20 protein-coding genes are annotated in these 21,536 nt (G+C 74.4%); 16 read left to right on the forward strand and 4 right to left on the reverse strand.

Annotated elements, in window-relative coordinates; genetic code table 11:
- Positions 1-2: 2 nt before the first annotated feature.
- The 8 genes from AB0J24_RS09460 to AB0J24_RS09495 all read left to right on the forward strand — a co-directional run bounded on the left by AB0J24_RS09460 (position 3) and on the right by AB0J24_RS09495 (position 6,174).
- Complete coding sequence (locus AB0J24_RS09460; RefSeq protein ID WP_358677989.1) at positions 3-896, forward strand: sugar phosphate isomerase/epimerase; 894 nt, start codon at positions 3-5, stop codon at positions 894-896.
- Positions 897-939: 43 nt separating this feature from the next.
- Positions 940-1,776, forward strand: a complete 837-nt coding sequence (locus AB0J24_RS09465; protein ID WP_358677992.1) for a thioesterase family protein — start codon at positions 940-942, stop codon at positions 1,774-1,776.
- Positions 1,777-1,799: 23 nt separating this feature from the next.
- Positions 1,800-2,603 carry a pyrroline-5-carboxylate reductase gene (gene proC / locus AB0J24_RS09470; RefSeq protein WP_358677995.1) on the forward strand — a complete coding sequence of 268 codons (804 nt, stop codon included), beginning with the start codon at positions 1,800-1,802 and terminating at the stop codon, positions 2,601-2,603.
- Between the two features lie 237 nt (positions 2,604-2,840).
- Complete coding sequence (locus tag AB0J24_RS09475) at positions 2,841-3,053, forward strand: helix-turn-helix domain-containing protein (protein WP_085910614.1); 213 nt, start codon at positions 2,841-2,843, stop codon at positions 3,051-3,053.
- A gap of 160 nt (positions 3,054-3,213) precedes the next feature.
- Positions 3,214-3,315: an AURKAIP1/COX24 domain-containing protein gene (locus tag AB0J24_RS09480; protein ID WP_010241351.1), complete on the forward strand. Its 102-nt coding sequence runs from the start codon at positions 3,214-3,216 to the stop codon at positions 3,313-3,315.
- 385 nt (positions 3,316-3,700) lie between these two features.
- On the forward strand, positions 3,701-4,747 hold the full coding sequence (locus AB0J24_RS09485; protein ID WP_358677999.1) for an NAD-dependent epimerase/dehydratase family protein: 1,047 nt from the start codon (positions 3,701-3,703) through the stop codon (positions 4,745-4,747).
- 58 nt (positions 4,748-4,805) lie between these two features.
- Positions 4,806-5,774 carry a lysophospholipid acyltransferase family protein gene (locus AB0J24_RS09490; protein WP_358678000.1) on the forward strand — a complete coding sequence of 323 codons (969 nt, stop codon included), beginning with the start codon at positions 4,806-4,808 and terminating at the stop codon, positions 5,772-5,774.
- 4 nt (positions 5,775-5,778) lie between these two features.
- A complete protein-coding gene (locus AB0J24_RS09495) occupies positions 5,779-6,174 on the forward strand; it encodes a DUF5313 family protein (protein ID WP_358678003.1) in 396 nt (131 codons plus the stop codon).
- A gap of 33 nt (positions 6,175-6,207) precedes the next feature.
- Here AB0J24_RS09495 and AB0J24_RS09500 read toward each other — a convergent pair whose 3' ends face one another.
- From AB0J24_RS09500 to AB0J24_RS09510, 3 genes are all read right to left on the reverse strand, one after another.
- Positions 6,208-7,110, reverse strand: coding sequence for an HAD-IB family hydrolase (locus tag AB0J24_RS09500; RefSeq protein WP_358678067.1), 903 nt, complete (start codon positions 7,108-7,110; stop codon positions 6,208-6,210).
- Positions 7,111-7,321: 211 nt separating this feature from the next.
- On the reverse strand, positions 7,322-8,782 hold the full coding sequence (locus AB0J24_RS09505; RefSeq protein WP_358678006.1) for a DUF5667 domain-containing protein: 1,461 nt from the start codon (positions 8,780-8,782) through the stop codon (positions 7,322-7,324).
- Positions 8,783-8,963: 181 nt separating this feature from the next.
- Positions 8,964-9,602, reverse strand: coding sequence for a sigma-70 family RNA polymerase sigma factor (locus AB0J24_RS09510; RefSeq protein WP_358678009.1), 639 nt, complete (start codon positions 9,600-9,602; stop codon positions 8,964-8,966).
- A 742-nt stretch (positions 9,603-10,344) separates the two neighbouring features.
- Between AB0J24_RS09510 and AB0J24_RS09515 the strand changes: the two genes are divergently transcribed.
- The 7 genes from AB0J24_RS09515 to AB0J24_RS09545 all read left to right on the forward strand — a co-directional run bounded on the left by AB0J24_RS09515 (position 10,345) and on the right by AB0J24_RS09545 (position 18,891).
- Complete coding sequence (locus AB0J24_RS09515; RefSeq protein WP_358678012.1) at positions 10,345-11,925, forward strand: AMP-binding protein; 1,581 nt, start codon at positions 10,345-10,347, stop codon at positions 11,923-11,925.
- Positions 11,922-12,164, forward strand: a complete 243-nt coding sequence (locus AB0J24_RS09520) for a glutaredoxin family protein (protein WP_358678015.1) — start codon at positions 11,922-11,924, stop codon at positions 12,162-12,164. Before AB0J24_RS09515 ends, AB0J24_RS09520 begins: the two co-directional genes overlap by 4 nt.
- A gap of 7 nt (positions 12,165-12,171) precedes the next feature.
- Complete coding sequence (locus AB0J24_RS09525) at positions 12,172-13,773, forward strand: molybdopterin-dependent oxidoreductase (protein ID WP_358678018.1); 1,602 nt, start codon at positions 12,172-12,174, stop codon at positions 13,771-13,773.
- A gap of 423 nt (positions 13,774-14,196) precedes the next feature.
- Entirely contained in the window at positions 14,197-14,961 is a 765-nt protein-coding gene (locus tag AB0J24_RS09530; RefSeq protein ID WP_358678070.1) for a redox-sensing transcriptional repressor Rex, read from the forward strand.
- Entirely contained in the window at positions 14,958-16,382 is a 1,425-nt protein-coding gene (locus AB0J24_RS09535; RefSeq protein ID WP_358678021.1) for a glutamyl-tRNA reductase, read from the forward strand. Before AB0J24_RS09530 ends, AB0J24_RS09535 begins: the two co-directional genes overlap by 4 nt.
- Positions 16,379-17,353, forward strand: coding sequence for a hydroxymethylbilane synthase (hemC, locus tag AB0J24_RS09540; protein WP_358678024.1), 975 nt, complete (start codon positions 16,379-16,381; stop codon positions 17,351-17,353). The genes AB0J24_RS09535 and hemC overlap by 4 nt, the downstream gene beginning before the upstream one ends.
- Positions 17,350-18,891: a bifunctional uroporphyrinogen-III C-methyltransferase/uroporphyrinogen-III synthase gene (locus AB0J24_RS09545; RefSeq protein WP_358678027.1), complete on the forward strand. Its 1,542-nt coding sequence runs from the start codon at positions 17,350-17,352 to the stop codon at positions 18,889-18,891. Before hemC ends, AB0J24_RS09545 begins: the two co-directional genes overlap by 4 nt.
- Positions 18,892-19,000: 109 nt before the next feature.
- On the opposite strand, the gene AB0J24_RS09550 is transcribed toward AB0J24_RS09545, so the two are convergent.
- Positions 19,001-19,558: a TetR/AcrR family transcriptional regulator gene (locus AB0J24_RS09550; protein WP_358678029.1), complete on the reverse strand. Its 558-nt coding sequence runs from the start codon at positions 19,556-19,558 to the stop codon at positions 19,001-19,003.
- 61 nt (positions 19,559-19,619) lie between these two features.
- Here AB0J24_RS09550 and AB0J24_RS09555 point away from each other — a divergent pair, with 61 nt between their 5' ends.
- Positions 19,620-21,371 (forward strand): ABC transporter ATP-binding protein, encoded by a 1,752-nt coding sequence (locus tag AB0J24_RS09555; RefSeq protein WP_358678032.1) that lies wholly within the window; start codon positions 19,620-19,622, stop codon positions 21,369-21,371.
- Positions 21,372-21,536 lie beyond the last annotated feature (165 nt).

Here is a 21,536-nt window from a genome sequence, read left to right on the forward strand (position 1 = left end):
CGATGAGCGATCGCGAGGCGACCCAGGGGATTGTGGCACCCTCTTTCAGTCTGCCCGCACACACCGACCGCTCCGTCCCGCCGATCCTGCTGTCCACCGCCTCCGTCTATCCGGAGGGCGTCGCAGCGGCCTTCGAGATCGCCGCCGACCTCAGCTACGACGGCGTCGAGCTGATGATCTGGACCGATCCGGTCAGTCAGGACCCGCTGGCCGTCGAACGCCTCGCCCAGCGGCACGGCGTGCCGATCACGGCCGTGCACGCCCCGTGCCTGGCCGTCACCCAGCGGGTCTGGGGTGCCGACCCGGTGCACCGGCTGCGCCGCACCGTCGAGGTCGCGGCACGGCTCGGCGCCCGGACCGTCGTCGTGCACCCGCCGTTCCGCTGGCAGCGCCGCTACGCGGCCGTGTTCGCCGCCGAGGTCGCCAGGGCGCGGGAGTACCGCGGGATCACGCTGCCCGTGGAGAACATGTTCCCGGTGACCCGCGGCGCGATCAGCACGGTGCCCTACGCGCTCGGTCCCGACCCGACCGAGGTCGGGTTCGGCGCCTACACCCTCGATCTCTCGCACACCGCCGCCGCCCGGGTCGACGCGCTCGGGTTGATGGACCGGATGGGTGAGCGGCTCACCCACCTGCACCTGACCGACGGTTCGGGGGCCCCGAAGGACGAGCACCTGGTCCCCGGCCGCGGCGCGCAGCCCTGCGCCGAGGTCTGCCAGCGGCTCGCCGACGACGGGTTCGCCGCGCGCGGCGGCACGGTCGCGCTCGAGGTGTCGACCCGGCGCTGCCGCACCCGGCAGGAACGCGTCGGCATGCTCGCCGAGTCGCTGCTGTTCGCCCGGCTGCACCTGGCGCCGACCCGCCGTCCGGCCCCGGTGCCGGTGGGCGGCCGCTGAGAACTCCTTACCCGCCGGTAACCGGCGGGTTAGCCTGATCGGCATGAGCAGCTCCGCGGTCCGCACCGGGCGCCCCTTCGCCGACGCCCGCGAACTGGACGATCTCGGCGACGGCCGGTTCCGCGCCCGTCTCGGCGACCTCTGGACGGTCGGCCCGAAGGCCTTCGGCGGCCTGCTGATGGTGCTGATGGCCCAGGCCGCGCTCGCCCGGCTCCGGTCCGATCTGCCGGCGGGCGCCCCGGCACCCGATCCGCTCGCGGTCTCGGTGGACTTCCTGCGGGCACCTGATCCGGGGCCGGTCGAGCTGACCGCGAACCCGCTCAAGATCGGGCGCACGATCTCCTCGGTCGCCGTGCGGCTGGAGCAGGACGACAAGCTGATGCTGCACGCCACGGTCACCGCCGGTGTCCTGCCCGACGGTGAACCGCGCTGGGAGACCGCCCCGGAACTCGCCGCCGAACCGGACGCCGACGCGCTCGACCCGGCGCACGCCCCGGGCGGGGCCGCCGGTCTCGCCGCCGCTTGCGACCTGCGGTACCCGGCGACGTCCCTGCCGTTCCTGCGGGGCGAGACCGGCCCGCCGGAGATGGCGGGCTGGGTGCGGCCGCGCGGCGAGGAACCGGACGTGCTGTTCGCACTGCTCGCCGGCGACATCCTCCCGCCGACCGTGTTCAACCTCGGCGGACGGCCCGGCTGGGCCCCGACGGTGCAGCTCACCGCGTTGCTGCGGGGGCGCCCCGCACCGGGCTGGCTGCGGGTGGTCTCGCGGTCCCGGACCGTGTCGGGCGCCCAGTTCGACGAGGACGTCACGGTGGTCGATGCGCGCGGGCGGACCGTCTGCCAGGCCCGTCAGCTGGCACTGGCCCCGCTGCCGCGCTGAGCAGGGCGCCTAGGGTGCTGCCCATGAGTTCGAGGATCGCGGTACTGGGTGGCGGGCGGATCGGCGAGGCACTGCTCGGCGGGTTGCTGGCGGCCGGCCGGGACCCCGGCGACCTGGTCGTCGCGGAGAAGTCCCCGGACCGCGCCCGGGAGCTGTCCGGGGCGCTCGGGATCACCGCTGCGCCGGTGGCCGAGGCGGTCCGCGGTGCGGCGACGGTGGTCGTCGCCGTCAAGCCGCAGGACGTCGTCGGGCTGCTCGGCGAGACCGCCCCGGTGCTCGAGCCGGACACGCTCGTCGTGTCCCTGTGCGCCGGGTTGCCGACCTCGCTGTTCGAGGGGGCCTTACCGGCCGGCACCCCGGTCGTGCGGGTCATGCCGAACACCCCGATGCTGCTCGGGGCGGCGATGTGCGCCATCTCGCCGGGCGCCCACGCCGGCGAGGCCCATCTCGCCGAGACCGAGGCCCTGCTCGGCACGGTCGGTGCCGTGCTGCGGATCGACGAGTCGAAACAGGACGTCGCGACGGCGGTCTCCGGGTCCGGTCCGGCCTACTTCTTCCTGGTCGCCGAGGCGATGATCGAGGCGGGGGTCGCACTCGGCCTGCCCCGGCCCGCGGCCACCGAGCTGACGGTGCAGACGGCGCTCGGCGCCGCCCGGATGCTGCGGGAGACCGGTGAGCACCCGGCCGTGCTGCGGGAGAACGTCACCTCCCCGGCCGGGACGACCGCCGCCGCGTTGCGCGAGCTGGAGCGGCACGGCCTCCGGTCCGCCTTCGCGGACGCGATCACGGCCGCGCACGACAGGTCGGTCGAGCTCGGCCGCGACTGACGTCCCGGCGCCGTGGACGGCTCCGGTGTCCTCGACTACTCCGATTGGGCCGGTCGCCCTCCGTATTCGCCCGATCAGCGCATCGGTTGACGAAACGACACCCTGACGCGCCGATCTGTGCCACGATCGGGCCCCCCTCTGGCGGACCGATCGTCACAGCTGTCCCGGTAGACTGCATGCGCATCCCCCACCACCGGGCGTCCGGGGGCCCGTTTCGGGGGAGGAAGGCGGTGCCCGATGGTGGCGGAACGATCCGAGCCCTTGCGCCCGGCCCAGGTCCAGTTCCTGACCGTGGCCGAGGTCGCCTCGATGATGCGGGTCTCGAAGATGACCGTGTACCGGCTGGTGCACTCGGGTGAGCTGCCCGCCGCCCGGGTGGGCCGCTCGTTCCGGGTGCCGCAGCGGGCAGTGGAGGACTACCTCCGCAACGCCTACTTCGACGCGGGCTGAGTCCCCCGTCCGGAGGGCCGCACCGGCCCCGGTAGACTGACGAACCGGCTGCCGACTCCCACCGGTCGCCCGTCCTGCGCACGTGTGCGTGGGCGGCCCGCTTCGTGGCCACCCGGTGGTGCGGTCGCGGGCGATCTGCGTCGATACAGGAGGAGCACCTATGGGCTCGGTCATCAAGAAGCGCCGCAAGCGGATGTCGAAGAAGAAGCACCGCAAGCTGCTGCGCAAGACCCGGGTGCAGCGCCGCAAGCTCGGCAAGTGACTCGCGCATCGGCCGCGTACCCGCCACGGCGGGTGCGCGGCCGATGTCGTTCGGCCGGGCCCGTCGCCGGCCGGCACGTCGTTCACCGGTAGGCCATTCACCAGCGGGCCATTCACCCACTCGTCACACGTTTCACGTGCGCGGGCGAGTGCTGACGACGGCGAGTCGGGATACCATCGACCACCGGCCCGGTGTCCGGCCGGAGCAGCGACGGTGCTCGCCCCGGCCCAGGTGGTCAGGCGGTGTTCGACCGGTGGTCCGCATCCGGCTCACCCCGCTCGCCCGGGTCGTCCGTCCGCCGCCGTCGTCGTGTGCAGCAGGCACCGCTCGCCCCGGCACGCCCATCGCCAGCCGGTCCGCTGGCGAGGTCCAGGGAGGTCGCTCCATGTCCCAGCCGACTCCGAACGTCGTGCTGGTCACGGGTGTGAGCGGGTTCCTCGGCGGGCACCTCGCCGCCCGGCTGGCGGCGAACCCGCAGATCGACCGGGTGCTCGGCGTCGACACCGTCCCGCCGCCGCGCGACCTGCTGAGGCGGATGGGTCGCGCCGAGTTCGTCCGGGCGGACATTCGCAACCCGCTGATCGCGAAGGTCATCTCCACCGCGGGCGTCGACACCGTCGTGCACGCCTCGCTGTCGGCCAGCCCGGCGTCGTCCGGCGGCCGCGCCACGATGAAGGAGATGAACGTCATCGGCACGATGCAGCTCCTCGCCGCCTGCCAGAAGGCGTCGACGGTGCGGCGGGTCGTGTTGAAGTCGACGACCGCGGTGTATGGGTCCAGCCCGCGTGATCCGGCCGTCTTCGACGAGGCGACCGGGCCGAAGGACCTGCCGTCGGGCGGCTACGCGAAGGATGCCGCCGAGATCGAGGGCTACCTGCGCGGATTCTCCAGGCGCAGGCCCGACGTCACGACGACGGTGCTGCGGTTCGCGAACTTCATCGGGCCGCGGATCGACACCGTCCTGAGCCGCTACTTCGCGCTGCCCGTCGTCCCGACCGTGCTCGGGTACGACGCCCGGATGCAGCTGCTGCACGAGGAGGACGGCCTGGCCGTGCTGGAGCGTGCGGCGACCCACGAGCTCCCCGGTGTCTTCAACGTCGCCGCGCACGGCGTGCTGATGCTGTCGCAGGCGATCCGGCGGGCCGGGAAGATCGCCGTACCGGTGCCGAACAGCGCCGTCGGCCCGGTCAGCCGGGTGCTGCGCGGTGCCCGGGTGATGGACTTCTCACCGGAACAGATGCGGTTCCTGAACTTCGGCCGGGTGGTGGACCTCCGCCGGTTGATCGAGGACTTCGGTTTCGAGCCACGCTGGACCACCACCCAGGCGTTCGACGACTTCGTCCGCGGCAAGGCCCTGCGCCCGGTGCTCGGCCAGGAACGCATCGCCTCGGTCGAGCGCGGGCTGCTGGGCCTGGCCAGGGCGCTGCGCTGATCGTGTGGGCGGATCCGACGACGCGCCCGGACGGCGTGACACGACAGGGGGCAACGGCATGACCGAGGCACGGGTGATCCCGATCCGGGGCGATCGTGGTCCCGCTCGGCCGGCGCGCGGCGGGGAGCAGGTGCGGCCGGCCGCGGTGCCCCCGCCACCGGAGACCGACGACGCCGAGGACCAGCCGGGCTGGGAGGCCGCTCTCGAGCAGGCGCTCCAGTTCCTGCGCCGACGGCTCGCCGGGGACTACCAGGTCGACGAGTTCGGGTTCGACGCCGAGCTCACCGACGCGATGGTCCTGCCCGCACTGCGACCGCTCTACCGACGCTGGTTCCGGGTGGAGACGATCGGCACCCACCACATCCCGGAGAGCGGCGGCGCGCTGCTCGTCGCCAATCACTCCGGCACGCTGCCGCTGGACGCGGTCATGATGACCGTCGCCGTGCACGACGACCACCCCGCGCACCGCCATCTGCGCCTGCTCGGCGCCGACCTGATGTTCCGGCTCCCGGTCTCCGGTTCGCTGGCCCGCAAGTCCGGGGCGACCCTGGCCTGCAACCCCGACGCCGAGCGCCTGATGAGCACCGGGGAGGTCGTCGCCGTGTTCCCGGAGGGTTTCAAAGGCATCGGCAAGCCGTTCCGGGACCGCTACAAGCTGCAGCGGTTCGGGCGGGGCGGTTTCGTGTCGGCCGCGCTGCGGACCGGCGTCCCGATCATTCCGTGCTCGATCGTCGGGGCCGAGGAGATCTACCCGAAGATCGGCGACCTGGCCCCGCTCGCCCGGCTGTTCGGCGCCCCCTACTTCCCGATCACCCCGACCTTCCCGCTGCTCGGCCCGGCAGGGCTGATCCCGCTGCCGTCGAAGTGGTACATCGAGTTCGGTGAGCCGATCCCGACCGACCGGCATTCCCCGGCCGACGCCGACGACCCGATGCTGGTCTTCAACCTGACCGACCAGGTGCGGGAGACCATCCAGCACACCCTGTACCGGTTGCTGTCCCAGCGGCGCAACGTCTTCCTGGGCTGACCGGGTGACCGCACCGCACCGGCCGGGCCCGCTGCGCTGGCTGTGGTACGCCGTCGGCGGCTCGCTGCCCGCGCGGTACCGCACGTGGGTCCTGCACGACACCACCTGCCGGACCTGGCACCTGCGCCACTTCGCGCGGACCGCGGCCATGCTGACGTTGCTCTCGGTGCCGCTGATCCTGCTGGTGCCCGGGCCGCTGTGGCTGCGGGCGACCGCGATCCTGCTCGGCTGGCTGGTGTCACTGCAGTACGCGCTGTTCGTGATGGAGGAGTCGGTGGAGAACCGGGTGGTGAAGGCCGGCTACCCGGCCGGGACCGCACGGGCCACCCGCGCCGAGGCGACCGCGGACGAGCGGGCGGAGGCCGCGCGGCGCTACGCCCGGCGTTACCGCGGTGGCTGACCGGCAGACGCCTGGCCGGCGCCCCGGCGCCCCTCAGCGCTTGCGGTAGGCCAGCCCCGCGGCGACCGCCCCGGCCAGCGCACCGGCACCCAGCACCGACGGCACGCCGATCCGTGCGGCCTTGCGCCCGGTGCGGAAGTCGCGGATCTGCCAGGTCCGGGCCTTCGCGACGTCCCGCAGCTCCGAGTCCGGGTTCACCGCGACCGCGGTGCCCACGGCCGAGAGCATCGGGACGTCGTTCACCGAGTCCGAGTAGGCGGTGCACCGGCGCAGGTCCAGGCCCTCCGAGGCGGCCAGCGCACGCACGGCGTGTGCCTTCGCGGGGCCGTGCAGGATCTCCCCGACCAGCCGTCCGGTGTAGAGCCCGTCGACCGACTCCGCGACGGTTCCCAGTGCACCGGTGAGGCCGAGCCTGCGGGCGATGATCAGGGCCAGCTCGACCGGGGTCGCGGTGACCAGCCAGACCCGCTGGCCGGCGTCGAGGTGCATCTGGGCCAGCGCCCGGGTGCCCGCCCAGATCCGGTCCGCCATCAGCTCGTCGTAGATCTCCTCGCCGAGGGCCACGACCTCGGCCACCGGACGGCCCGCGACGAACGACAGCGCGGTGTCCCGGTGCCCGGCGATGCCGCCCTTGTCCTCCCGGCCCCCGACCCGGAACTTGAGCTGCTGCCAGGCGAACCCGGCCAGGTCGGAGGTGGTGAAGAACTTGCGGGCGGCGAGCCCGCGGGCGAAGTGGAAGATCGACGCGCCGACCATCATCGTGTTGTCGACGTCGAAGAACGCGGCCGCGGTCAGGTCCGGCGGCGGACCGTCGCCGTCCGGCGGCTGCAGGTCCACGCTCTCCGCGGCGACCGCCGCCGCGGCCGAGGCCTGGCCCGCGCGTTGCGCCGGATCGAGTGCGGTCGCCCGTTCGAGCACACCGGGCTCCTCGGCCAGCCCGGTCTCGCCACCGGTGCCGGCGGCGTCGACCCGAACCTCGTCGGGAACGGACCCGGGATCACTCACCACGGCGACCTTCCTGGTACGACGGCGTCACGCGCCCCGCGGTACCCGGGCGCGGGTTCCAGCCTACTGGTGGGACACCGGAGCGGGCCCGGCCCGGCGCGGTGCGGCGCCGGACCGGGCCCGCCCGGGTGTACCTGGTACCTCAGCCGATCGTCACCGGGCCGAGGCCGGGCAGCAGCGGCGGGATCGTGATCGGCGGAAGCAGCCGGTCGTCCGACGGTGCCGACGACGAGCTCTCCGGCGAGGAGCTGCTCGGTGAGCTGCTCGTCGCCGGGCCGGAACCCCCCAGCAGCGGCAGGCCGCCGTTCGGTTCACCGGTGCCGGTCGGGGCCCGCGAGGATCCGGAGCTCGTGGACGAGCCGGGGCTCGAGGTCTCCGGGGTCGCGGTCGGCGAGCTCGGGCCCGGGTCCACCGAGGACGTGCCGCCCTCGGGTGTGGCGGTCGCCGACTGGCGGGACGCGTCCGGTGCGGTGCCGCCGCTGCCCGGCCGGCACTCACCGGGGACCGGGCCCAGGTCGTCGACGGTGCCACCGCTGTCGGCGAGGCACCCGCTGTTCGCGCGCAGCGCCTCGGCCCTGGCGAGCACCCGGTCGAGCAGCTGGATCGCCTCGGCGGTCTCGGGACGGCTCTCGGCGGGCAGCTGCTCCTGCAGGCCGGTGATCCGGCCGGACTGGGCGGCGGCCCAGGTACGCAGCTCGGCGAGGCGGGACACGTCGGCCCCCTCGGCGCCGGCACCGGTCAGCATCAGCCTGCTGCCGGTGCTGGTGGCCCGGTCGAAGTCCTTCATCGCGGCGGCGACCGCGGCCGGGGAGGGCGGTGTCGCGCGCGCGATCAGGTTCTCCAGCTCGTCCACCCGGGACCGGGCGAGGTCGAGCTGGCGGTCGGCCTCGGCCTGCTCGCCGACGGTGAAGACGCCGCCGACGCTCTCGCTGGCCCGCTTCACCCCGTACATCGCGTCCCCGGGCAGCGCGTCCCGGCTGACCGTGGAGGTCACCCCGGCGATCACGGCGAGCGCGGCGAACCCGCCGACGACGACGCCGAACCGCTTGCGGACGCTCGGCCTGCGGCGGTCCAGCATCCGCGGCGGCCGGGCCGTCTCGTCCCGGCCGGGGCCCGCGTCGGCGTCCCGCGCCGGCCCGGGCGCGGCGCCCACGATCTGCTCCGGGTGGTCCGGGTGGTGGGTCGGCAGCACGTGCCGGCCACGGCGCGGCCGTGCCTGGCGGGCGCCCGGGTCGTCGGACTCCGGCTGGTGCTCACCGGCCGAGCGGCGGGTGGAGACGGCCTGGTGGTCGAGGTCGTCGGCGATCGGCGGCCCGATCGGCGCGGTGAGGTCCCCGCGGTCGGGGCGATCCGCCCGGTCCGCGTGACCGGGGTGCCCGCCGAACGGGGACGCCTGGCCGATCCCCTCCTGCGCCAGCACGTCGAACAGGCGCTGCCGCATCCGGGCGGAGGCGTGCGGGTCCGGCGAGAGGTCGCGACGCGAGCGGTCCAGCGCGGCGGACAGCGCGATCTCGTGCGCCAGCTCCTCCGACGCGGGTGCGCCGACCGGGGCGTGGTCGAACTCGTCCCCGCTCCGGTGCCTGTCGTCCCATGCCCTGGGCATGCCGTCCGTCCTCACTGCAGTCTCGCGCTGCTCGTCGGCGCGCCCACAGCGCGCTCGTCTGCACAACGACCGACCGGCGCAGAGGTTATGGGCTCGGGACCGTTCACCGCATCGAGTAGTGCGTTCACCGCAGTGATCAGCATCTGCTCTCCCGTCGCGGCCGTTCGAGCCGCATGGCCGCTCACCGCAGACCGTCCGGGAGCAGCTGGGCCAGGCGGCGCACCGCCCGGTGCTGCAGGGCCTTCACCGCGCCCTCGTTGCGGTCCATGAGCTCGGCGGTCTCGGCGACCGACAGGCCACGCAGGAAGCGGTACTGGATGCACTCGCGCTGGTCGGGGTTGAGCTTGGCGATCGAGGCCAGCAGCTCGTCGTTGGTCGCCATGTCGAGGACCTGCTGCTCGGGGCCGCCGGTCGCCGGCGAGTGATCGGCGATCTCCGAGGTGGTCTGCTCCAGCCGGTACCGGCTGGACTTCACGTAGTCGAAGATCAGGTTGCGGGCGATGGTGACGAACCAGGCGCCGATGTCGCGGCCCTGGTAGCTCACCGAGGAGATCCGGCGGAGCGCCCGGACGAAGGTCTCCTGGGTGACGTCCTCGGCGAAGGCCCGGTCGCCCATCCGGAACAGCACGTAGCGGAAGACGACGTCGTGATAGCGCTCGTACAGCTCGCCGAAGGCGCCGGCGTCGCCTGCCTGGCAGGCCTCGACCAGCGCCCAGGAGCTGTTGGCGTCCTCGACGGCGCGGGCGGCCTCGTCGGCCGGGTCCTGCTCGGGCCGGGGCAGCCCCTGCGAGACCTGCGGCGCCCGTCGTGGTGACGGCATCTCCTGTTCGGTGCCGCCCGGGCGCCCCGGCCGGGTGGGGGCGGCGCCGGCGTGGTTGGCGCCCGGGCCGGCCGGGTACCCGCCGGGTCGGGGAGCGTGTGGGGGAGCGGGCGCGATCGGCCCCGTCGGTGCGGACGGTGCAGAGGTCGCTGAAGTCACGGACACCTCCCCGTCCGGCTGGGGGCGGACGGCGTCGGGTCGGTCTCGAACGGGATCGGGGGCCCGGTCGGGACGGACGGCTGGGTCGGCTTGACGGACGTGATCTGCAGAGCTCGGGGGGACGTTCTGCGGAGAGTTCTCGTGGCGTTCCCGGGGGCGGAACAGCCGCTGCGGTCGCATCGGCCGGGTCATGGATCCCGACGGTCCGGCCGCGGGACCGCCCGGCGGGCGGCAGGAGGCGGGGTGCCCCGCGCCGCACGGCACGGCAGGCGCAGCGGTGCGCTGGCGACGAGCTGCATGCCACTCCCTCGGGTGAGTCGCGCGACGAACCGTCGGTTCGCGCGTTGAACCTCGTGTAGCGGCGGAGCATAAACGTTGAGGCGGTGGCGCAATGCACTCGCCGCCTTTCACCGTGGCCCGTTCCGTCGAGCGGCCTGTTGGGCGCGGTCAGCGAACTGTTAGCCGAGCGTGTCCGAACCGACACGGTCCGTATGCGCGACGAGCGGTGCTGTTGCCGGGCGGTGTCCGGCTCCGGCGTTTTGCCAGACTGGGTGATGTCGCGCACCGAGGAGGAAGACGTCCCGTGTCGAGTTCCCGTCCCGCCCCCGCCCATCTCGCGGACCTGATCTCCCGCAACGCCGCCGACCGGCCCGGGCACGACGCCGTCCGCGATCTGTCCGGGGAGTCCCCGCTGACCCTGAGCTGGGCGGCACTGGACGCCGCGGTGAGCGCCGAGGCCGCGCGGCTGCGCGCCGCCGGGGTACGCCCCGGTGACCGGGTCGCGATCGGGCTGGCCGACGGCGCGGCCTACTGCGTCGCGGTGTTCGGCGCGCTGCGCGCGGACGCGATCGTGGTGCCGTTCGGCGCCGGCTCGGTGACCCGCGAGCTGGAGATCGTCTTCGAGCAGGCAGGCCCCGCGGTCGTCGTCGCATCGGTCGGGGACCGGGTCGCGCAGGGCTGTGCGCAGGGCTGCGGCGCCCGGCTGCTGCCGCCGCCGGACCCGGCGGCTCCCGCGCCGGACGTCCCGGCCACCGGAGGCGTACCGGCCGATCCCGAACGGATCGCACTGATCGTCTTCACGTCGGGGACCACCGGGCGGCCCCGCGGCGTGATGCTGACCCATCGCGCGCTGCTGGCGAACCGGGCCCAGGCGGCCGAACTGCGCCCGGCCCCGGTGAACGGTGTCGACCGGGTGCTGCTGGCGTTGCCGCTCCACCACGTCTACGGCCTCGCGGCGGGCCTGATGCAGGTGTGCTGGACGGGGGCGACGGTCGTCCTGCCCGGCGGCTTCGATCCGGAGCGGCTGCTGGCGGCGGTCGTCGAGGAACGGGTGAGCGTGATCGCCGCCGTGCCGTCGCTGTTCCGCTCGCTGCTGGACCTGCGTGCCGCGCCGTCCGGTGCCGAGCGGTTGCGCTCGGCGATGGGCGGGGTGCGGCTGTGCACCTCCGGCGGGGCGCCGCTGCCGTCGTCCTGGCTGGCGGACTTCCGCGGGGCGACCGGCCTGGACCTGCACGAGGGCTACGGGCTCTCCGAGGGCGGCCCGGTGATCACCACCAACGATCTCGGCCGGCCGGCGAAGCCCGGATCGGTCGGGCGGCCGCTACCCGGCATCGAGCTGCGGCTGGTCGATGCAGCAGGCCGTCCGCTCAGCGATCCCGAGCCGGAGCCCGAGCCCGACGAGCTCGATCTCGAGGTCGGTTCCGAACCCGGTGACGACACCGGCCTCATCTCCTTGCGCGGCCCCAACCTGTTCTCCGGCTACTGGCCGGACGGCGCAGGCGGGCCGGACCCGGACGGCTGGTTCACCACCGCCGACGTCGGCTACCTCGACGCCGACGGCGACCTGTTCCTGGTGGACCGCTCCTCGGACCTGGTCATCGTGAACGGCTTCAACGTCTATCCGCGTGAGGTCGAGCAGGTGATCGCGGAGCTGGACGAGGTCGCCGACGTCGCCGTCGTCGGCGTGCCGGACGAGCGCACCGGCGAGGCGGTGAAGGCCGTCGTGGTCGCGGCGCCCGGGCCCGGGCTGACCGCGGAGCAGGTCAACGAACACTGCGCCGCCCGCCTGGCCCGGTTCAAGCGGCCCACGGTCGTCGCCTTCGCCGACGAGCTGCCGCGGACGCCGACCGGCAAGATCGCCCGCCGGACCCTGGCGCGGATGTGACCGCCCGCGTACGGCTGCTGACCCGGGCCGGCTGCCACCTCTGCGCGGATGCCGCGGACGTGCTGCGGCGGGTGTGCGCCGAGACCGGCACCGGGTGGGAGACGGTGGACGTCGACACCGATCCGGAGCTGCGGGCCGAGTACGGCGACCAGGTCCCGGTGGTCCTGCTCGACGGGCGTGAGCACGACTCCTTCCGGGTCGACGAGGCGCGGTTGCGGGCCGACCTGGCCGCCGGTTGAACGAGCAATGAGCGCGACCGGGCCCGTGGCGCGTCCCGGCCGGATGCGCGCGACCGGCGCAGCGCTCGCCGCGGCGGCGCTCGGCGTCGGTGCCGGCCAGCTCGCCGGGCTCGTGACCGGGCCGGGGACGGGCCCGCTGGACGCCGTCGCGGGCCGGGTGGTCGCGCTCGTCCCGCCCGGGGTCGCCGAGCTCGCGACGGTCGGGGCCGGGCTCGCCGGGCGGCCGACCGTGCTCGCCGGGGTGCTGGTCGTGCTGCTGGTGACGGTCGCCGTCGCCGGGGCGCTGTCCGGGCGCTCGGAACGGCCGGGGGCCGGCGTGCTCGCCGGGCTCGGCCTGCTGGGGGTGCTCGCCGCCGGGACGGCGGCCGGTGCGGGCCCGCTGGACGTCTCACCGGGGATCGTGGCGCTCGTCGTTGCGGTGACGGCGTTCCGCGGGTTGCACCGCCTCGCCTCCCGGATCCCGGCGGGCCCGGCGCTGCCCGACGGCCGTCCGCTGCGCGAGTCGCTCACCCGCCGCCGGTTCCTGCGCGCTGCCGGCCTGGCCGGTGCCTGCGGGGTCACCGCGGTCGCGGTCGCCGGACCGGTCGCGGCCCGGCTGCCGTCCGGCCGGGTCGGGCCCGCCCGGGACGCGCTCACCGCGCGCCTGCGCGCGCTCGCCGCCGCGGGCCGGATCACGCCCGCCCCGGCGGCACCGGCCGGGGCGCAGTTCCCCGGTGGGAGCGCGTTCACGACGCCGGTCGCGGACTTCTACCGGATCGACACCGCGCTGCGGGTACCCGCGGTCGATCCGGCGACGTGGGCGCTGCGGGTGCACGGCATGGTCGGCCGCGAGCTGCGACTCGGCCTCGACGACCTGCTGGACCGGCCGCTCGTCGAACGCTGGGCGACGCTGTCGTGCGTCTCCAACGAGGTCGGCGGTGATCTGGTGTCGACCACCCGCTTCACCGGTGTCGAGCTGGCACCGCTGCTCGCCGGGGCAGGCCCGGACCCGGCCGCCGACCAGGTGTTCTCCACCTCGGTCGACGGTTGGACGGCGGGCAGTCCGTCGTCGCTGGTGCTGGACCGGGAGGTGGGCGCGCTGCTCGCCGTGGCGATGGACGGTGAGGCGCTCCCCGTCGAGCACGGCTTCCCGGTGCGGATCGTGGTGCCCGGGCTCTACGGCTACGTCAGCGCGACCAAGTGGGTCACCGACATCGAGCTCACCACGTTCGCCGCGCGCGCCGACTACTGGCGGCTGCGCGGATGGGCGCCGCCCGGCGCGACCGAGACGGCCTCGCGGATCGACTCGCCGGGGCCCTACGCGAGCGTCCCGGCCGGGCGGATCGTCGTCACCGGGGTCGCCTGGGCCGTGCCGCGCGGGATCTCGCGGGTGGAGGTCGGTGTCGGCGAGCCCGGTGACGGCGGCTGGGTGAGCGCCGAGCTCGGCCCGGTCCCGGCGGGCGGAGCGACCTGGCGGATGTGGCGCGCCGAGCTGGACCTGGCGGCGGGCGGGCACACGATCCGGTGCCGGGCGACCGACGGCGACGGGGTGGTGCAGACCGCGCAGCGGCGCGCGCCGCTGCCGGGGGCCGCGACCGGGCTGCCGTCGCGCCCGGTCACCGTCGTCTGACGGAGTCGAGAGCTGTGTCACGCCGGTGCCCGGCGCCCGGTCCCGGCCGGGCGGGCTGCCGCGACACCCCCTACCTCGAACGGTGAGCGGTTCGTGCCGGTCGATCACCGGTAGCTCAAGGTCAGCCGCTGTGCGGTGCACGATCCGGACCAAGATCGCAACTTTGTGCGGGCCTTCACAAGCGGCTACCGTGGGTTTCCGTCGCCCGGCCCGGTGACCTCGCGCCGTCGGGCCTGCCCGAGCGCGCACCCCCCTGGCCGCGACGTCGGCCGGGCGTCGCCCGGGTGCGGCGGCCGTGCTCCTGTGCAGCAGGGGTGCAGCCGAGCACACCCCGACCGGAGCACGATCAGTTTCGATGACCGACCGTCCGTGGACAACCCCCGACCGCCCGCGACCGACCCCGGAGGAGGAAGGCCCGTGAGCCTGCCGCCCGACACCGGGGCCCCCTCCGCGGAGGCCGACGGTGAGCGCCCGGTGCGGCCGGTCCCCGAGGCCACCGTCTCGCGGCTCGCCGTCTACCTGCGGGTGCTGGGCGAGCTGCGCGAGCAGGGCGTCGAGACGGTCTCCTCGGAGGAGCTGGCCGGCGCGTCCGGGGTGAACTCGGCGAAGCTCCGTAAGGACCTGTCCTATCTGGGCTCCTACGGGGTGCGGGGCGTCGGCTACGACGTCGCGTCGCTGCAGGGGAGGTTGCAGGGAGAACTCGGCATGGACCACCGGCAGTCGGTCGCGCTGGTCGGGGTGGGCAACCTCGGCCAGGCGCTCGCCGGGTACGCCGGGTTCGCCGGCCGCGGTTTCCCGGTCGGTGCCCTGTTCGACGTCGAGCCCGGCCTGGTGGGCATCGACATCAACGGCATCCGGGTCCGGCACGTCCGTGAGATCCCCGAGGTGTGCGCCGCCCACGGCGTCACCATCGGGATGATCGCGACCCCCGGGCCTGCCGCGCAGAACGTCTGCGACCTGCTCGTCGAGGGCGGGGTGCAGTCCATTCTCAACTTCGCTCCGGTGCTGCTTCAGGTGCCGGACGACGTCGAGGTCCGCAAGGTCGACCTGTCGGTCGAACTGCAGGTCCTCGCGTTCCACGTTGCCCGCCGGCGCCTCGCCGGCGACGTGACGGTCCCGGCGGACACCCCCGACGGGGCCGCCGGCACACAGGGCGAGACGAACGGATCGGTGGTGTCCCCGCGATGAGCGTCCTCGTGGTCGGCCTGTCGCACCGCAGCGCGCCGGTCGAGGTGCTGGAGCGCCTCGCGGTCGCGCCGGACGACGTGCCCAAACTGCTCGAGGAGATGCTCGACCGAACGCACGTCGAGGAGGCGGTCCTTCTCTCGACCTGCAACCGGATCGAGGTCTGTGCGGTCGTGGACGCGTTCCACGGCGGCCTCGGCGACGTCACCGACGTGCTCGGCGCCTATGCCGGGTTCCCGCTCGGTGAGCTGTCGGACCATCTCTTCGTGCACTACGCCGGCTCCGCCGTCCAGCACCTGTTCCAGCTGGCCGCGGGCCTGGACTCGATGGTCGTGGGGGAGTCGCAGATCCTCGGCCAGCTCCGCGGCGCCTACGCCACCGCGGACCAGTCCGGCTCGGTCGGCAAGGTGCTGCACGAGCTGGTGCAGCAGGCGTTGCGGGTCGGCAAGCGGGTGCACGCCGGTACCGGGATCGACGAGGCGGGCGCCTCGATCGTGTCCGAGGCGTTGCGCGACGCCGGCCGCGAGCTCGGCGGCACCGGCCTGGACGGGGCGCGCGCCGTCGTCGTCGGGGCCGGTGCGATGGGTGCGCTGGCCGCGGCGCACCTGCGGCGCGCCGGGGCGGCCGAGATCGTCGTGCTGAACCGTTCGGTCGAGCGCGGTGAGCGGCTCGTGGACAAGATCCGGGAGCAGGGCACCGCCGCGCGGACCGGTCCGCTGGACTCGCTGGCCGTCGAGCTGCGGGACGCGGATCTGCTGCTGGCCTGTACCGGGTCGATCGGCCACGTGGTGCACACGGGACCGGTGGCCGACGCGCTGTCCGCCGCTCGGCGGCGGCCGCTGGTCGTCTGTGACCTGGGCCTGCCGCGCGACGTCGATCCCGCGGTGGCCGAGCTCCCCGGCGTGCGGATGGTGGATCTCACCACCCTGCAGCGCCGGCTGCTCGACGTCACCGAGGACGCGGCGGGCGGTTCGATCGCGCTGGCCCACCGGATGGTCGAGGAGGAGGCCCAGCAGTACCTGGCCGGGCAGCGCTCGGCCGAGGTCACACCGACCGTCACCGCGCTGCGCCGGCGTGCCTCCGAGGTCGTCGACGCCGAGCTCCTTCGCCTGGACTCCCGGCTCCCCGACCTGGACGGACGGGTCCGCGAGGAGCTCTCGAGAACCGTCCGCCGGGTCGTCGACAAGCTGCTGCACACCCCGACGGTGCAGGTCAAACGGCTTGCCGAAGGGCCGGACGGCGGCAGTTACGCCGCTGCGCTGCGCACCCTGTTCGAGCTCGACCCGCAGGCGGCCGCCGCCGTCGCGGCGCCGGTGCGCGGTACCGACGCGACCGTCGACGGCACCGACGTCACGGCCGCGCTGAACGCCCCGCTCGATCGCACCCCGTCGATCGGGTCCCGTCCCCCGGAGCAGATCTCGTGAGCGTGCTGAAGATCGGGACCCGCCCGTCGGAACTGGCGGTCGCGCAGACCACGACGATGGCCGACCGGTTGACCGCCGCCGGGCAGCCGTGCGAGATCGTCACGATCTCCACCAGCGGCGACCGCTCGATGGCGCCGGTGACCCAGCTCGGCGTCGGAGTGTTCGTCTCCGCCCTGCGGGACGCGCTGACCGCGGGCGAGATCGACGTCGCCGTGCACTCGTTCAAGGATCTTCCCACCGCCCAGCCGGAGGGGCTGCGGATCGCCGCCGTCCCGCAGCGCGAGGACGTGCGCGACGCGTTGGTCACGAACGGCCGGGTGCTCGGTGAGCTGGGCCGTGGCGCCCGCGTCGGCACCGGGTCTCCGCGCCGGGGCGTGCAGCTGTACGCGCTGGGGCAGGGCCTGGAGGTGCTGCCGATCCGGGGCAACGTCGACACCCGGATCGGGAAGGTCCGGTCCGGTGAGCTGGACGCGGTGGTCGTGGCCGCGGCCGGGTTGCGCCGGCTGGGCCGCATCGACGAGGCGGACGAGCTGATCGACCCGCTGCAGATGCTGCCCGCCCCCGCCCAGGGGGCGCTCGCGGTGGAGTGCCGGGTGGGCGACACCGAGCTGGTCGCGACGTTGCAGGCCGTGCTCGACGACCCGGGCGTGCGCGTCGCCGTGGCCGCGGAGCGTGCCGTCCTGGCGACCCTGGAGGCCGGCTGCCACGTGCCGGTCGGTGCGCTGGCCGACGTCGTCTCCGACCTGGACGACGACGGGCGGGCGGTCGACCGGTTGTCGCTGCGCGGCGTGCTGGGGATCGGGGACATCGCGGAGGGCGCTGTGGTGCGCGCCTCCGCCACCGGAGAGATGGACGACGCCGAGAAGCTCGGAGCCGCGGTCGCGCACGAGCTTCTCGACCTGGGAGCCGAGGACCTGCCCCCGGCAGGCCTCGAGGGCCCCGCCAACCGCTGGATCGGGAGTACGGAATGACAGGACCTGCCAACACCTCGGGGCGGATCGCCTTCGTGGGCAGCGGACCGGGAGACCCGGCGCTGCTCACCGTGCGCGCCAGGGACGTGCTCGCCGGCTCGCCGCTGGTGATCACCGACCCGGACGTGCCGGAGGGCATCCTCGCGCTGGCCGCGGACGGCGCGGAGGTTCGCCCGGCGGTCGGCCAGCCCGCCGACATCGCGAGCGATCTGCTGGCCGAGGCGGGCCAGGGCCGTTCGGTGGCCCGCCTGGTCTCCGGCGACCCGCTCACCAACGACGCGGTCGTGGCGGAGGCGCTCGCCGTGTCGGCGTCCGGGACGGCGTTCGACGTCGTGCCGGGTGTGCCTGCCTCCACCGCGGTGCCGGCCTACGCCGGGGTCGCGTTGGGTTCCGCGCACGTCGAGGCCGACGTGCGGGCGGGCGTCGACTGGGCCGCGCTCGCCGCGAGCCCGGGGCCGGTCGTGCTGCACGCCACCGGCGCGTTGCTGGCCGACGTCGCCGCCGGGCTGGCCGCGCAGGGCGTGCCGGCCGAGACCCCGGTCGCGATCACCTCCGGCGGCACCACCTCGACCCAGAAGACGATCTCGTCGTCGGTCGGCAAACTGGCCGGTGACGGCAGCGACCTGGAGGGCGCGCTGGTGCTGACCGTCGGCGACGCCGCCGGTCGGCGCGGTGAGCTGTCCTGGTGGGAGTCGCGCGCGTTGTACGGCTGGCGGGTGCTGGTGCCGCGGACCAAGGACCAGGCCGGTGTGATGAGCGAGCGGCTGCGGATGCACGGTGCCATCCCGGAGGAGGTGCCGACGATCGCCGTCGAGCCGCCCCGGTCGCCCGCGCAGATGGAGCGCTCGGTCAAGGGCCTGGTCGACGGCCGCTACCAGTGGGTCGTCTTCACCTCGACGAACGCGGTGAAGGCCGTGTGGGAGAAGTTCGCCGAGTTCGGCCTGGACGCCCGCGCGTTCTCCGGCGTGAAGATCGCCTGCGTGGGCCGGTCGACGGCGGAGAAGGTCCGCGAGTTCGGCATCGAGCCGGAGCTGGTCCCGGACATCGACGAGGCCCAGTCCTCGACGTCGGAGGGGCTGCTGGAGATCTTCCCGCCGCACGACGACGTGCTGGACCCGGTCGACCGGGTGCTGCTGCCGCGGGCCGACATCGCCACCGAGACGCTGTCGGCGGGCCTGCAGGAGCGGGGCTGGGAGGTCGACGACGTGACGGCCTACCGGACCGTCCGTGCGGCCCCGCCGCCCGCGCCGATCCGGGAGGCGATCAAGACCGGTGGGTTCGACGCGGTGTGCTTCACCTCGTCGTCGACGGTGCGGAACCTGGTCGGCATCGCCGGCAAGCCGCACGCCCGCACGCTGGTCGCCTGCATCGGCCCGGCCACCGCAGAGACGGCCCGCGAGTTCGGGCTGCGGGTGGACGTGCAGCCCGAGGAGGCCCGGGTCCCGACCCTGGTCGACGCGCTGGCGAGCCACACGGCCAAGTTGCGTGCCGAGGGGAACCTGCCGCCGCCGAAGAAGGTCAAGGCCCGCCGCCGCTGAGCGGCGCGTCGGCACAGCCGCTGAGCGGCGCGTCGGCACAGCCGCGCAGCGGCGCGTCGGCACAGCTCCGGCCCCGTCTCCCGCTCCGGTGGGTGGCGGGGCCGCTGTGTCAGGCGGCGGCGGCCTTCACCAGGGTCCGCAGGCACATCTCGCCGGTTTCCCGCGGGCTGCGCCCGGCCGGCTCGGGCAGGTGGACGGCGGCGAACAGTCCGCACCAGATGTGGGTGGCGAGCCATTCGGCGTCGAGGAGCGGGTCGATGCTGCCGTCGGCGTGGCCGCGCCGGACGAGCGCGGTGACCATCCGGTCCTCGTCGTTCTCGTCGGGAACCTCGTCGTCGATCTCGCCGCGCACCCACCAGGCGAAGACGTCGCGGCCCTCGATCAGCTCTCCGCACAGCCGGGTGTAGGCGGCGAGCCCGGTGCCCTCGTCGAGCCGGGCCCGGCGGATCGCCGCCGCGTACTCCGCCTGGACGAACGCTCCGACCGCGGACGACAGTGTGGCCCGGTCCGGGTAGTAGCGGTGCAGCGTGCTGCGGGCGACCCCGGCGGCCTCGGCGATCTCACCGAGCGCGGCGCCGGGGTTGGCGGAGAGCACCCCGATGGCGGCGCGCAGGATCGCCTGCCGGGTCCGCTCCTTGGTGGGGCTCTTCTGCTCCTCGACCGTCATGTCGTGACCATAACAGGAAAAGAGTTTGCAAGAATAGGACAGGTCTGTCTCACTTGGGGGCATGACCGTCGTGACTGAGCCGGGCTCCCGCATCGGGATCCTGTGGGACCATGCCCGCCCGCACCTACCGACACTGGTGTTCGGTCTCGTCCTGGCTCTCGCCGGTTCGGCGATGGAGCTGGCGAGCCCACTGGTGACCAAGTGGGTGCTCGACACCGTCGCCGCGGGGGGCTCGCTGTCCGGGCCGGTGCTGCTGCTGCTCGCGCTGCTCGTGTTCGGCGCCGGCATCACCTGGTGGCAGTGGGTCGTGCTCGGCACGCTCGCCGAACGGATCGTCTACGACGCCCGCGAGAACATGATCGTCCGCTACCTGCGGGCGAAGGTGCTCCCACTGCTCGCCCGTCCGGCGGGCGAGATGGTCACCCGGGTCACCTCGGACACCGTGCTGCTGCGCGAGGCGGCGTCGTCCAGCCTGGTCGGGCTGCTCAACGGCGCGGTGATGCTGGCCGGTTCGCTGGTGCTGATGACCGTCCTGGACCCGATGCTGGCGCTGGTGACGTTCGGCGCGACGGCGGTCGTCGTCCTCCTGTTCTCGGTGCTGCTGCCCGCGATCGCCACCGCGCAGCAGCAGGCGCAGGGAGCGCTCGGTGATCTGGGCGGCTCGCTGGACGGGACGCTGCGCGCGGTCAAGACCGTCAAGGCGGCCGGTGTCGAGGACGCCGCGCGCGACCGGTTGCTCACCCATGCCGCGGACGCGCGCCGCTTCGGTGTCCGGGCGGTCCGCCGCGAGGCGTTGGTCTGGACGATCGCCTGGGCCGGTCTGCAGGCCGCGATCGTGCTGATCCTCGGGGTCGGGGCGTGGCGCGTCGCGTCCGGGGAGATGAGCGTGTCGACCCTGGTCGCGTTCCTGCTCTACGCCTTCGGGCTGATGGGGCCGATCATGGAACTCAGCCAGAACCTCAGCACGCTGCAGTCCGGGATCGCGGCGGCGGGCCGGATCCGGGAGGTCCGGGCGTTGGAGACCGAGCCGCCCCCGGACGGGTCCGGCCCGGTCCCGACCTCCACCGGCGGCGGGGTCGAGCTGCGCGGGGTCGACGCCCGCTATCCCGGTGCGGCCGAGCCCGCGGTGCGCGGGCTGGACCTGGTCGTGCCGGACCGCGGGCACGTGGCGGTGGTCGGGCCGTCCGGTGCGGGGAAGACGACCTTGCTGTCGCTGCTGCTGCGCTTCGTCGATCCCGAGCGAGGGGAGCTGCTGCTCGGCGGTGTGCCCTACACCGAGCTGGACGCGCACCGGGTGCGCAGCCACTTCGCCTATGTCGAGCAGGAGACGCCGGTCGTGCCCGGGACCATCCGGGAGAACCTCACCCTGGCCGCCCCGGACGTCTCCGAGGAGCGGATCGCCGAGGTGCTGCGCAGCATCCACCTCGACGGTGTGATCGAGGATCTGGAGCTCGGCCTGGACATGCCGTTGTCGGACACCTCGGTCTCCGGCGGACAACGGCAGCGGATCGCGCTGGCCAGGGCGCTGCTCGCCGAACCGCGGGTGCTGCTGCTCGACGAGGCGACCGCGCAGGTGGACGGGATCACCGAGGCGGCGATCCAGACCGTCGTGCGGGCGCAGGCGGAGCGCGGCGCGGTGGTCACGGTGGCGCACCGGCTCTCCACGGTGCTCGACGCCGACGAGATCGTCGTGATGGAGGCGTCCCGGATCGTGGCCCGGGGCACGCACGCCGAGCTGCTGGAGACCAGCGGCCTCTACCGGGACCTGGTGGAGGCGCTGCGGATCCGCACCGACGTCGCGCCCGTCGGCTGAGCTGCGCGGCGCCCCGCCCCGCCCCGCTGCGCCGCGCTCCGCCCCACCGCGCCGCGCCGCGCCGCCCTGCCCCGCCGCCCTGCCGCGCCGCCTTCGGCACGCGGATGATCAGCGCGTCGCCCTGGCCACCGCCTCCGCACAGCGCGGCCGCGCCGACACCGCCGC

It is taken from the genome of Pseudonocardia sp. NPDC049635 (assembly GCF_040659795.1).
Lineage (GTDB): Bacteria > Actinomycetota > Actinomycetes > Mycobacteriales > Pseudonocardiaceae > Pseudonocardia.